Annotated in this window: 15 protein-coding genes; 9 read left to right on the forward strand and 6 right to left on the reverse strand. The window is 69.3% G+C overall.

Going from position 1 to position 11,858, the window contains the following annotated elements:
- Positions 1–56: 56 nt before the first annotated feature.
- On the forward strand, positions 57–893 hold the full coding sequence (locus tag Actob_RS23035; RefSeq protein WP_284913862.1) for an undecaprenyl-diphosphate phosphatase: 837 nt from the start codon (positions 57–59) through the stop codon (positions 891–893).
- 162 nt (positions 894–1,055) lie between these two features.
- Positions 1,056–1,604 carry an RICIN domain-containing protein gene (locus tag Actob_RS23040; RefSeq protein ID WP_284913863.1) on the forward strand — a complete coding sequence of 183 codons (549 nt, stop codon included), beginning with the start codon at positions 1,056–1,058 and terminating at the stop codon, positions 1,602–1,604.
- 162 nt (positions 1,605–1,766) lie between these two features.
- On the opposite strand, the gene Actob_RS23045 is transcribed toward Actob_RS23040, so the two are convergent.
- Both Actob_RS23045 and Actob_RS23050 read right to left on the reverse strand, forming a co-directional pair.
- Complete coding sequence (locus tag Actob_RS23045; protein WP_284922374.1) at positions 1,767–2,465, reverse strand: hypothetical protein; 699 nt, start codon at positions 2,463–2,465, stop codon at positions 1,767–1,769.
- A gap of 188 nt (positions 2,466–2,653) precedes the next feature.
- The gene (locus Actob_RS23050) at positions 2,654–3,589 is read right to left on the reverse strand and encodes a helix-turn-helix domain-containing protein (RefSeq protein WP_284913864.1); all 936 of its coding nucleotides are present in this window, start codon (positions 3,587–3,589) and stop codon (positions 2,654–2,656) included.
- Positions 3,590–3,659: 70 nt separating this feature from the next.
- On the opposite strand from Actob_RS23050, the gene Actob_RS23055 reads away from it, so the two are divergent.
- The 4 genes from Actob_RS23055 (at position 3,660) to Actob_RS23070 (ending at position 8,151) form a co-directional block, all read left to right on the forward strand.
- A complete protein-coding gene (locus Actob_RS23055) occupies positions 3,660–4,715 on the forward strand; it encodes an NAD(P)H-binding protein (RefSeq protein WP_284913865.1) in 1,056 nt (351 codons plus the stop codon).
- 1,168 nt (positions 4,716–5,883) lie between these two features.
- Positions 5,884–6,852, forward strand: a complete 969-nt coding sequence (locus Actob_RS23060) for a tyrosine-type recombinase/integrase (protein WP_284913866.1) — start codon at positions 5,884–5,886, stop codon at positions 6,850–6,852.
- 35 nt (positions 6,853–6,887) lie between these two features.
- Complete coding sequence (locus tag Actob_RS23065) at positions 6,888–7,607, forward strand: dienelactone hydrolase family protein (RefSeq protein WP_284913867.1); 720 nt, start codon at positions 6,888–6,890, stop codon at positions 7,605–7,607.
- A 4-nt stretch (positions 7,608–7,611) separates the two neighbouring features.
- Positions 7,612–8,151 carry a GNAT family N-acetyltransferase gene (locus tag Actob_RS23070; RefSeq protein WP_284913868.1) on the forward strand — a complete coding sequence of 180 codons (540 nt, stop codon included), beginning with the start codon at positions 7,612–7,614 and terminating at the stop codon, positions 8,149–8,151.
- Here Actob_RS23070 and Actob_RS23075 read toward each other — a convergent pair.
- The 3 genes from Actob_RS23075 to Actob_RS23085 all read right to left on the reverse strand — a co-directional run bounded on the left by Actob_RS23075 (position 8,148) and on the right by Actob_RS23085 (position 9,626).
- Positions 8,148–8,732, reverse strand: a complete 585-nt coding sequence (locus Actob_RS23075) for a class I SAM-dependent methyltransferase (RefSeq protein WP_284913869.1) — start codon at positions 8,730–8,732, stop codon at positions 8,148–8,150. The two genes, Actob_RS23070 and Actob_RS23075, sit on opposite strands and share 4 nt — an antisense overlap.
- 125 nt (positions 8,733–8,857) lie before the next feature.
- Entirely contained in the window at positions 8,858–9,091 is a 234-nt protein-coding gene (locus tag Actob_RS23080; RefSeq protein WP_284913870.1) for a hypothetical protein, read from the reverse strand.
- Positions 9,092–9,185: 94 nt separating this feature from the next.
- Entirely contained in the window at positions 9,186–9,626 is a 441-nt protein-coding gene (locus tag Actob_RS23085; RefSeq protein WP_284913871.1) for a VOC family protein, read from the reverse strand.
- A gap of 255 nt (positions 9,627–9,881) precedes the next feature.
- Here Actob_RS23085 and Actob_RS23090 point away from each other — a divergent pair, with 255 nt between their 5' ends.
- The gene (locus Actob_RS23090; protein ID WP_284913872.1) at positions 9,882–10,472 is read left to right on the forward strand and encodes an HD domain-containing protein; all 591 of its coding nucleotides are present in this window, start codon (positions 9,882–9,884) and stop codon (positions 10,470–10,472) included.
- 189 nt (positions 10,473–10,661) lie between these two features.
- Here the strand turns inward: Actob_RS23090 and Actob_RS23095 are convergent, their stop codons facing one another.
- Positions 10,662–10,808 carry a hypothetical protein gene (locus Actob_RS23095; RefSeq protein WP_284913873.1) on the reverse strand — a complete coding sequence of 49 codons (147 nt, stop codon included), beginning with the start codon at positions 10,806–10,808 and terminating at the stop codon, positions 10,662–10,664.
- Between the two features lie 78 nt (positions 10,809–10,886).
- Here Actob_RS23095 and Actob_RS23100 point away from each other — a divergent pair, with 78 nt between their 5' ends.
- Together Actob_RS23100 and Actob_RS23105 are read left to right on the forward strand one after the other, a co-directional pair.
- Positions 10,887–11,546 (forward strand): Glu/Leu/Phe/Val dehydrogenase dimerization domain-containing protein, encoded by a 660-nt coding sequence (locus Actob_RS23100; protein ID WP_284913874.1) that lies wholly within the window; start codon positions 10,887–10,889, stop codon positions 11,544–11,546.
- Positions 11,540–11,857: a Rossmann-fold NAD(P)-binding domain-containing protein gene (locus tag Actob_RS23105; RefSeq protein WP_284913875.1), complete on the forward strand. Its 318-nt coding sequence runs from the start codon at positions 11,540–11,542 to the stop codon at positions 11,855–11,857. Before Actob_RS23100 ends, Actob_RS23105 begins: the two co-directional genes overlap by 7 nt.
- Position 11,858: the final 1 nt, after the last annotated feature.

Raw genomic sequence — 11,858 nt, forward strand, 5'->3', positions numbered from 1 at the left:
CCGTCCCCCTATGCTCGGAACCCGGTCAGGCAAGCTACAAAGGGCGGGATCAGGGTTTGAACATCTTCCAGGCAATTCTGCTCGGTGCCGTGGAGGGCATCACCGAGTTCCTCCCCGTCTCGAGCACCGGGCACCTGACCATCATGGAAAAGATGATGGGCTTCGGCCTCGACGACCCGGACATCACCGCCTTCACAGTGATCATCCAGTCCGGCGCGGTGCTGGCCACCATCATCTTCCTGATGAAGGACATCGTCCGGATCGTCCCCGCCTTCTTCAAGGGCCTGACCAGCGCGGCAGCCCGCGAGCACCCGGACTTCCGGTTCGCGGTGGCGGTCATCATCGGCTCCGTCCCGATCGTCATCGCCGGCCTGACCTTCAAGGACGCCATCGAGACCACGCTGCGCAGCCTGTGGTTCGTCGCGATCGCGCTGATCCTGTGGTCGGCCGTGATGGCCTTCGCCGACCACGCCGCCACCCAGTACCGCCACGAGGACGACATCACCTGGAAGGACTCGCTGATCATCGGCGTCGTCCAGTGCCTCGCGGTGATCCCCGGCATCTCCCGCTCCGGCTCCACCATGTCCGCCGGCCTGCTGCGCGACTTCGACCGGGTGACCGTCACCAAACTATCGTTCTTCCTGTCCGTCCCGGCCCTGACCGGCGCCTCGATCCTGCAGGGCGTCGAGGAGTACGACAACATCTCCACCGGCGTCGGCTGGGTCAACACGATCGTCGCGACCGCGGTCAGCTTCGTGGTCGCCTACTTCGCCGTCAACTGGCTGCTCAAGTTCGTCGCCAAGCACTCCTACAGCGTCTTCATCTTCTACCGGATCGCGCTGGGCTCCCTGCTCATCCTGCTGCTGTCCACCGGCACCATCGCCGCCCAGTAACCCCCGCCGCCCAGTAACCCCCGCCGCCGCCAGCGCCCCACCCCACCGCGGGTGGGGCGCTTTTTTCGGCACACCCCCGCCATTGCCTTCGCGGTGGCCACCCGCCGAGACTGAGGGCGCCGGACCACGGGGGTACCGGCAGTCATGACAAGGGGAGACCCCATGTCACCACGGGGAATCATTGCTTTTCTCACGGCTCTGCTGATCGCGCCGGCGGCACTGCTCAGCGTCGCGGCACCCGCCCAGGCGGACACCATCACCACCTGGATCAGCGTGAAGACACCGTCGGGGCACATCGGACCCAAGGTCCTCGACGTCAAGAAATGGTCGATGGACGACCGAGGACAGGTCCAGATCTGGGACCGGCAGACCGCCAACAACAGCAACCAGCTGTGGCGCATCACCGAGATCGTGCGCGGCTCCGGCGTCTACCAGATCCAGAACGTCAACTCCGGGAAGTGCCTCGACAAGTCGACGGACGCACCGGACGCCAACGGCACACCCGTCTACCAGTACACCTGCCAGACCGGCTGGATCACCAACCAGGCCTGGCAGTTCGTGCCCGTCGCGCCCGGCGACAAATGGGGGAAACTGAAGAACGCCTCCGGCGGCCGCTGCCTCGACGTGCAGGGCAAGAGTTTCACCAACGGCGCCCTGCTGCAGGTGTGGGACTGCGTCGGTGACTGGAACCAGCGCTTCAACATCTTCTGAACCCGCCACACCCACGCCACCAGGCGCCGATGAACCGGCGCCGGCGCGACTAACCGCGACAAGGCTTGCTGGAGGCCGCCTCCTGGGGCACCCCACGGCAGATCACCGCCATCACCTGGGCCCCAGGCGGGCGGCCACCAGCACCCTTCCGCGCACCGGCGCTCACGACGCCGGCGAACCCGCCTCACCCAGCTCCGCCAGCCGCGCCTCGATCTCGGCCAGCTCCGCCCGCAACCGCTGCGCCTGCTGCTCGGCCTCCGCCCGCTCAGCCGACAGGATCTGCTCCACCGCCTCCTGCACCCCCGGCACGTCGATCAACTGCACCATCTTCAACGCCTCCGCCGGGCGGATCACGTAAGGCTTCGCCAACGGCTTGGCCCCCTGAGTGGCACCCACCGTCCACTCACCCTCCCCATAAGCCAGGGTCACCGTCAACGAGGGACCCGGCTTCGCCTTCACCGGGCGAGCCGCCTTACGCGGCGCGGGAGCTGTCACGTCCTGCACATCCTCACTCTTACGCTGCACCGGCGCCGGCTTGCGCTCCACCGGCTTGTCGATCAGAAACTCCGGCCCGGACAACACCGGCTCCGGCTCCGGCTCGGGCGCCACCACCTTTTTCGGCGCCGTCGCACCTCGGGGCGCGATCCGCAGATCACCGGGGGAGAACGGCAACTCGTCACGGCCGAACCGGACCACCACCCACTCCTCGGACACCGCCGGATCCTCCAGCGCCACCACCTGACCGATCTGCCCCGCGATCTGCCCCGCCGACTCGGTGAACTGCACCCGCGGCTTACGCCCCGCCGCCAGCGCCTCCCGAACCCCATCCAACTCCTCCGTGGTCAACCCACGGACCTCCACACCCGCCGCCACCGTCGCCCCACCTTCGTACGCCTGTATCAGAGGGCCCCTTTCTACCAGCACCCACCGACAACAACCGGCACGCCCCGCCAGATACCGTCCACCTTGGCGACGTTCAACCGCTCGAACGGACCCGGACCGCCACCGGACCCCGGCGCCGCGTCGAGACGCACCCTGACCACCGCACCTCACACCCGGAACGTGCGCCGATACGCATCCGGCGCCACCCCCACCACCCGCTGAAAATGCCGCCGCAACGTCGTCGCCGTCCCCATCCCCGCCGCCACCGCGATCACCTCCACACTGTCGTCCGTCGACTCCAGCAACTCCTGCGCCCGCCGCACCCGCTGCGCCGACAACCACTGCAACGGCGTCGTCCCGGTCACCGCCTGGAACTGCCGCGCCAACTGCCGCGAACTCAGATTCGCCCGCCGCGCCAGATCCTCCACCGTCAACGGCTCATCCAGCCGGGCCACCACCCACGCCAGCAACTCCGACAACACATGCCCGGAACGCTGCGGCACCGGCGTCCGCACGAACTGCGCCTGCCCACCCGAACGATGCGGCGGCACCACCAACCGCCGCGCCGCCACATTCGCCACCGCCGGCCCATGATCCAACCGCACCAGATGCAGACACAGATCCATCGCCGCCGCCTTACCCGCCGACGTCAACACCCGCCCGTTGTCCACATACAGCACATCCGGATCCACCCGCACCCGCGGAAACCGCGCCGCCAACTGCTCCGTATGCGCCCAATGCGTCGTCGCCGACAACCCGTCCAACAACCCCGCCGCCGCCAGCACGAACGCACCCGTGCACAACGACACCACCCGCGCACCCGCCGCATACGCCGCTCGCACCGCCGCGACCAGACCCGCCGGGGGAGCGGCATCCACATCCGCCAACCCCGGCACGATCACCGTCCCCGCATCGGCCAACCCGGCCAGCCCGACATCCGGCTCCACCACGAACCGCCCCAGCCGCACCGGCGCATCCCCACACACCCGCACCTCGTACCAGGGCACCGACACCGCGTCCGGACGCGAGCCGAACACCTCGTACGCCAAAGCCAACTCGAAATGCAGCATCCCGTCCGTGGCAGCCACCGCAACCGACCTCATGTCGGAAATTGTATGGACCACGTCGTTCCCGACACTGTCCCGCCCGCCACCACCACGAAAAGATCAACACATGAGCCACACCATCGCCGTCTACGGCGCCACCGGACACACCGGCCGGCACGTCACCACCGAACTACGCCGCCGCGGCCACCACCCCCTGCTCCTCGGCCGCGACCTCACCACCCTGCACACCCTGGACGACCACCCACGACACGCCACCGTCGACGACCCCGACTCCCTCGACCGCGCCCTGCACGGCGCCGACGCCGTCATCAACACCGCCGGACCCTTCGCCACCACCGCCGGCCCCCTGATCGACGCCGCCCGCCGCGCCGGCATCCCCTACCTCGACGTCGCCGCCGAAATCGAAGCCAACCTCGACACCTTCACCCACCACACCGACGCCACCACCCTGATCATCCCGGCCATGGCCTTCTACGGCGGCCTCGGCGACCTCCTCGCCACCACCGCCCTCGACGGCGACACCCACGCCGACACCATCCACATCGCCTACGGCCTCACCAGCTGGCACCCCACCCCCGGCACCCTCGCCTCCGGCACCGTCTCCACCCAACGCCGCGGCGGCCGCCGCCTGCGCTACACCAACGGCGCCCTGCACCACCACGACGACGCCCCCACCACCGTCACCTGGCCCTTCCCACCACCCCTCGGCCCCCGCGAAGTCCTCGCCGAATTCACCATGGCCGACGTCGTCACCCTCCCCACCCACCTGCGCGCCCACCACATCACCACCTACATGACCACCACCGCCGCCACCGACCTCGCCAACGCCGGCCCCCGCCGCGACACCCCGGAAACCTTCACCGTCGACGTCCTCATCCGCACCGGCACCACCCAACGCCGCATCACCGCCACCGGCCAGGACATCTACGCCATCAGCGCCCCACTCGTCGTCGAAGCCACCGACCGCGTCCTCACCGGCCGCACCCGTGTCACCCACGGCGTCGCCTCCGCCGGCACCGCCTTCGACGCCCCCGACTTCCTCCGATCCCTGCACACCCACCTCACCATCCACCACCACAAACCGATTTCCGGTACGCCCACAGCACCGTTCCCGGCCAGCGACAGGGGAACGGCACCGCTCACGCCGTCAACCCGGAATTGACGACGGTGTCTCGGGCGGTCGAGACCAGGGAAGAGGCGGTCCACTTGCCACCCGGCCAGATCGGTTGCGGCTGCCCGGCTCCGGGTAGCCGGGCAGCCGCCTTACCCCGGCCACGCCGATCCCGCGGTGAGTAGGGAAGTGGCCGCCAGGCGGCTCACCGCAACATCGTCAAATCCACCGCACATCGCCTGGAAACGGACGCACATCAACTCCAGCGCAACGCGGTGATGCACAGGCGGACGCATCGGGCCCGGTTCGAACAGCTGTGCGCCGACCGGAGAGCGCAGCCGTCATGGGTGCCGGTGACCATCGGAACGCGCAGACCCGTCTCGTCTCGTCGCGCCGCCGAGACGGTGATCTGCCTGCCTGAGCGCCGACCGCCATCGACTCGTCCGCGGCCCTAAAATATCAGGTCGATAATCTATATTATGTCAACTAGAGCGCGGAGAGGGGTCGCTAACACCGCATTGCCCACCCCCCGCGCTTGTGCGGACCAGCCGGCGGAACTCCAGGGCCAGCACGCAGGAGCGTGGCGTCTGATCGGGCGCCTCCGGCAGTCCCGGGGTCCGCTGCGGCATCCTTCTGCGAGCACTGCGCTCAGGCCACCCGCGCAGGTTTTGAAGGCTGTCCGCACAGGCGTTCGACACAGGCGACGGAGCACTCAGGAGGGTTCTCCTGGAACCGATGCGTGGGCGAATTGGTTCGTGAGCGCCCGTGGAGTGCACGCCGGGCCCGCGTGCTTCACGTATAGGGCTCGGACGGCTTCACGCGCGACGGGGCCGGACGCTTCCCGCGAGGGCTTCCGAGCTTTTCCACAGCAGCGACTTGTCCACAGACCGCCGATCAGCCCGGCGCCTTTTGCGCCACACTGCCTAGCGGGGGCAACCCCCAGGGTTGGGCGGGACTGTGACTGGTTGGCGCGCGGCGTGCCGAAAAATGGTGTGCGCCGCTTGCGCGACAGGGGTGATCAGGAAACCCTCCCCGCTTCCGCGGGTCGGGCACCTCCTGCCTTCCGCCGACTCGCCGCCAACCTCAGGCCAGCCGATCGTGTCGAGCCCTCTTGGGCGCCGCTTGCCCCGGATTCGGGTGAAAGCCTACGCAACTGATCCAGTCGCATGCTAAGGTCCATCCAGGCACAAATGCGGATATATCATGCATAATATCTCTTATGCAGCACGAATCAGCCGCTGAGCCCCCCACCCCCTTGGCCGAGCTCGTCGACGAGTTCTTGGCGGCACGGGCCACCCGCAAGCCTTCGGCGCACACCCTCGCGGCGTACCAGCGGGATTTGACCTTGGTGTTGCGGCTGGTGTCGCCGGTGCCGCTCGCCCCTGCCGACCTCTCCCCCCGGGTGTTGCGGGCGGCGTTCGCGCGGTTCGCCGCGCAGCGGGCGCCGGCGTCGGTGGCGCGGGCGTGGTCGTCGTGGAACGCGTTCTTCACGTTCTTGGTGACGGAGGGTGTTGTGGCGGGGAATCCGATGTCGGCGGTGGACAAGCCGCGGATGGTGGCGCACTCCCCCAAGCCGTTGCGGGGTGAGGATACGCCGGAGCAGTTGTTGCGGGTGGTGTCGCAGGTGGATGAGCGGCAGCGGGATCCGTGGCCGGAGCGGGACGTGCTGGTGCTGGCGTTGGCGTTGTGTGCGGGTTTGCGGTTGTCGGAGTTGTTGGGTTTGCGGGTTGGTTCGGTGTCGGGTCGTGACGGTGAGCGGCGGGTTGAGGTGGCCGGGAAGGGTGGGCGGCCTCGGGTGGTGCCGATCGACAATGGGTTGGACGCGGCGGTGGCGCGGTATGTGGCGAGTCGGCGGGTGCGGTTCGGTCGGGTGGTGCCGTCGGATCCGTTGCTGGTGGATCGGCATGGGGCGCCGTTGCAGCGGGGTGGTTTGCAGTATTTGGTGCGGTCGTGCTTCCGGCGGGCCGGGATTGGTGATCGGGTGCCGCGGGGTGCGCAGTTGCATGCGTTGCGGCATACGTTCGCGACGCGGTTGGCGGAGGACGGGGCGAACGCGTCGGAGATCATGCGGTTGCTGGGGCATGCGTCGTTGGCGACGTCGCAGAATTACATCGAGGTGACGGCGGAGCAGCAGCGGGCAGCGATCGCGTCGAATCGCACCAACCGGGTGTTGCGGGAGTTGGGCTGATTCGGGTGCCGCTCCCCCGCGTTAGGTTGATCGGCATGAGGTTGCGTGAGGATGAGGTGCGGATCGGTGACATCCGCGCGGTCGTGATCGGTCCGGCCGGTGGTGGGGTGTTTCCCGGTGTGCTGTTGTATACGGATATTTTTCAGCTGACCGAGTCGACGTTGCGGTCGGCGCGCCGGTTGGCGTCGGCGGGGTTTGTGGTGTGTGTGCCGGAGATTTATCCGCGGGGTGAGCTGGCGGGGGTGGCGCTGGAGTTCGACGATGCGGGTAAGGCGCGGGGTCTGGCGGGTGCGGCGGCGATGTCGACGGCGCAGTTCGATGCGGATCGGGTGGCTGTTCTGGATTATCTGGAGCGGCGTGCTGAGGTGTCGTCGTTGCTGGTGACCGGGTTTTGTATCGGTGGGCATCTGGCGTTTCGGGCGGCGTTGGATCCGCGGGTGTCGGCGACGGTGTGTTTTTATCCGACGGGTTTGCACAATGGTGCGCTGGGTGCGGATGTCGCGGATTCGCTGGCGCGGGCGGGTGAGATTCGGGGCCGGTTGATGGTGGTGTTCGGGTCGCGGGATCCGCATGTGCCGGCGCAGGCGCGGTTGGCGACGGTTGGTGCGTTGTATGCGGCGGGTCTCGACGATGTGGAGTTGCACGTTTTCGCCGGTGGGGAGCATGCGTTCATGCGGGATGTGGGGGCGCGGCACGATCCGGTGTTGACCGACTTGGCGTTCGCCGAGGCGGTTTCGTTTTTCCGGGGTCGTTGAGCTCGTGTTCTCGTGGGTGCCGTTGGAGACGTCGCGGTTGCGGTTGCGGCGGTTCGAGGCCGCTGACGCGGCGGGGGTGCAGGCCGTGTGGAGCGATCGGGATTTCTTGCGGTTCGCGCCGGTGGGTTTTCGGTACGCGGGGGCGGGTCTCGATCGTGCGGTCGACTGGTGTTCGCGGGGTGTGGACGGGTTGGCGGGGGTGTCGCGCGAGGATGGCCGGTTGGCGTGTCATGTGGGGTTGTTCAACGCGGATTGGTCGGCGATGACCGCGGAGATCCATTATTGGACGGCGGGGTGGGCGCGGGGCCGGGGTTTCGCGGTGGAGGCGGCGGTCGCGGTGAGCCGGTGGGCGTTGACGTCGGAGGGGCTGCATCGGGTGACGTTGCAGGTGGATACCCGTAATGAGGCGTCGGTGCGGGTGGCGTCGCGGGCCGGGTTCCGGTTCGAGGGTGTGTTGCGTAATGCGTCGTGGACCCGGTCGGGGCGTGGTGATCTGGCGGTGTACAGCCTGATCCCGGCGGACTTGGTGGGGTCGGCCGGTTAGTGGTAGGCGCGGAAGGCGCGCATCAGGTAGCCGGGCATGGTGAGTTTTTCGGCGTTGACTTCGGCGGTGATCTGGACGTCTTTGATGGTGATGTCGGTCCAGGTGGGTTCGGGGAACCATTGGGTGAGGTGCTCGCGGGTGATGGTCCAGGTGTCGCCGGCGGCGGCGGAGATGGCCAGGACGTAGAGCATGGTGCCGGGTTCGGCGAGGCCGGGTAGCTGGGCGAGGTAGGCGTCGAGGCCGCCGAAGCGGTGCAGGTTGTGCAGCAGGCCGCAGTCGATGATGGTGTCGAACGGCGCGTTGGGCAGGTTGAGCTGGGTGGCGTCCTGGACTTCGAAGGTGGCGGTGAGGCCGGTGGCTTTGGCGCGGGCGCGTTCGATGGCCACGGGTGAGATGTCGATGCCGGTGACGTGGTATCCGCGGCGGGCCAGGGCGAGGGAGAGGTCGCCGGTGCCGCAGCCGAGGTCGAGGACTTTGGGGCCGCGGATGCCGAAGTCGAGCAGGGCGGTGAGTGCGGGTTGTGGTTTGCCGATGTCCCAGGGTGCGGTGCCGGTGCGGTAGGCCTCGTCGTAGTCGATCATTTCTCCCCCAGAGCCGGTCGGCGTGCTGCGACCCTATCGTGCCGGTGCCGGTGCCGGTGGGGGTGTTGGCGGGTTTGAGGCTTTGTTCGGCGAAACCCGGGTTTCGTCGCGGGAAGTCTCAACGCTTAGAGGCCGAGTCCGTTCAGGATGCGGTGGATTGTCTCGGCTGTTCCGCCGGTGCTCTTGGCCGGTCCGTCGGCGGCCAGGATGTGGTCGCCGGCGATCAGCCGCATCAGTGCGTCGACGTGTTCGATCACGTCCTGCCGGTCGGCGTCGGCTGCCGCGGCTCGCAGTTGCAGGGAGAGTTTCAGCAGTGTGGCGGTGTGCTCCCCCACCTGGTTGGTGCGTTCGGGTCCCATGTTCGCAGAGTAGGGAGGGAACGCCAGGGGGCCGCAACGCGGACCGCGAATCGGGGTTCGGCTCTGTTGCGCGGGGTGTGACCCGGGCCGGTTGTCAGGGGATGCGTTCGGCGAGGGAGACGATGATGCCTTCGGGGCCGCGCAGGTAGGCCATCCGCCAGGTGTTCTCGTATTCGCCGATGCCGCCGACCAGGGTGTAGCCGGCGCTCGCCGCCCAGTCGACGGTGGCTCGCAGGTCGTCGACTTCGAAGCACACGTTGCGCAGGCCGAGTTCGTTGGCCATGGCGGTCGGTGAGCCGGGTACGGAGTCGGGGCGGACGAAGCGGGAGAGTTCCAGGCGGGCGCCGTTGTCGGGGGCTTTCAGCATGACGATCTCGGTGCGTGAGCCGGGGATGCCGCAGACGGTGTCCAGGAAGGCGCCTTCGACGAACATCCGGCCTTCCACCCGCAGGCCGAGTGCCACGAAGAAGGCGGTGGCGGTGTCGAGGTCGGCGACGGTGATGCCGACATGGTCGAAGCGTCGTACGTGGGTCATGGGCGGTGCTCCCGTCGTCGTGCCGGGCCGGTGACTGGCAGGGTACCGGGGGTTGCTGCCCGGGCCGGGCGACGCCGCCGTGCCGGTGGTCGCGGCGGTGGGCCGGGTGGACGGTCGAGGTGTCCAGGCCGGTGGGTGTCTTCTCCCCAGGTGGCGCTCCCCCGTATCGGTGGGTTCGAACGGGTTCCGACGGTACCGCCGTCGCGCGGTGGGTAGTCCTTCTGCGCGGACGTGGCCGTGGGAGGGTGGTGGGTGATGGAGTTGCTGGCCCGGGCGATGTGGGGGCCTGCCGCGCCGGGGTTGCGGGTGTTGCCGTCGTCGGCGGCGGAGCTGTTGACGGCGTTGCGGGCGCCGGCGCGGCTGGGTGCGCATTTGCGGGCGGTGCACGATGTGGCGTGGCGGTTGACCGGCTGGCTGGGTGGGGCGTATCCGGGGTTGCGGTTCGACCGGCGGGCGGTGCTGTTCGGGGCGGCCACTCACGACATCGGCAAGGTGCTGCATCCGGAGGAGTTGTCGGGGCCGGGGTCGCGGCATGAGGATGCCGGCCGGTGGCTGCTGCTGGCGGCCGGGGTGGATCCGCGGTTGGCGCGGTTCGCCGGTAGCCACGGCAGGTGGGATGCGCCGGGGGCGCGGCTGGAGGATCTGCTGGTCGCCGTGGCGGACAAGGTGTGGAAGGCGAACCGGGTGCCGGATCTGGAGTACCTGGTGGTGCAGCGGCTGGTCGTGGTGTCCGGGCAGGAGCCGTGGACGGCGTTCCTGACGCTGGACGGTCAGCTGGACGCGCTGGCGGCCGGGGCGGGCGGGCGGTTGGCGTACCAGAACGGGTTTCCGATCGCCGTCGGGTGACGGCCATGCCGCGCGCCTCGGTGGTCCATCCCGGGCACGGGGTTGTGGTGTGCCCCGGCCACCTGCCGGAATACCTCGGCCGGTTGGTTCTCGCCGGCAAGGCTGTGAAAGTTCACCGGGCCTGGCCGGGCCGGCTCGACAGGTCAGGCATGTCGATGAGTATGCGCTGCGCCATGATCGGGGTCGTGGTCACGGGTCGAGGGCCTCGATGACCGGCTTGCGGGCGTGTTCGTAGATGACCGAGCTGCGGAACCCGATGATCTCGCGGCGGCCGCTGAACTTGTCCATCAGGAAGCCGTGCAGATGAGCCACGATCGCCGCATCAAGTTCGTCCACGACCGGCGTTATCGCCGAGCTGGCGAACGAGGTTCGGAATCGGGCCGGGCAAGCCGCCGGTGTGGCTAGCGTCGCCGCATGGAGCACGAACATGTCGTCACCCGCCGCGGTGAGCGCTGCGGCCTGCCGATCACCATCGCCGTGCACAGCACCGTGCGCGGCCGTTCCGCCGGCGGCTGCCGGATCGCCCACTACCCGCACTGGCGCGACGCGGTCACCGACGCGCTGCGCCTGTCGGCGGCGATGACCGGTAAGTGCGCGGTCGCCGGGCTGCCGCTCGGCGGCGCCAAGACCGTGGTGGCGCTGCCCCCGGCGTACGAGCTGGGTGCCGCGACCCGCCGCGATCTGCTGCATGACGTCGGTGACCTGATCGCCTCCCTGGACGGTCGCTATGCGACCGGGCCGGACGTGGGCAGCGGGCCGGACGACATGGCGGTGATCGCCGAGCGCACCCCGCACGTGTTCTGCCGGCCGCGCTCGGCCGGTGGCAGCGGCGACTCGTCGCCGCACACCGCGCTCGGCGTGCTGGCCGCCCTGCGCGCCGTCTGCGCCGACCGGTTCGGCTGCGCCGAGCTGGGCGGGCGCAGCTTCGCGGTGCTCGGCGCCGGCCGGGTCGGCGGGCATCTGCTCGACCTGCTCGCCGCCACCGGGGCGACGATCCGTGCCGCGGACACCGACCCGGCCCGGCGCCGGCCCGGCGTCACCTGGCTCAGCCCCGAGCGCCGGTCGACGTGCTGATTCCGGCCGCGCTGGGCGGGCTGCTCACCGCGGCGTCGGTGCCCCGGCTGCGCTGCGCCGCGGTCGCCGGGCCGGCCAACAACCAGCTGGACCGGCCGCAGACCGCCGGCCTGCTGCACGAGCGCGGCATCCTGTGGGCGCCGGACATCGTGGTCGGTGCCGGCGGGCTGATCCACGCCACCGCGATCGAGCTGCTGCACGAGGCCCCCGAGCGGGCCGGCGAGCGGGTCGAGGCGATCGGCGACACCCTCGCGGCGATCCTGGCACGTGCCCGGGCCGCCGGGATCGCCCCGGCCGCCGCCGTACGCTAGA

This window comes from Actinoplanes oblitus (genome assembly GCF_030252345.1).
GTDB classification, from domain to species: domain Bacteria; phylum Actinomycetota; class Actinomycetes; order Mycobacteriales; family Micromonosporaceae; genus Actinoplanes; species Actinoplanes oblitus.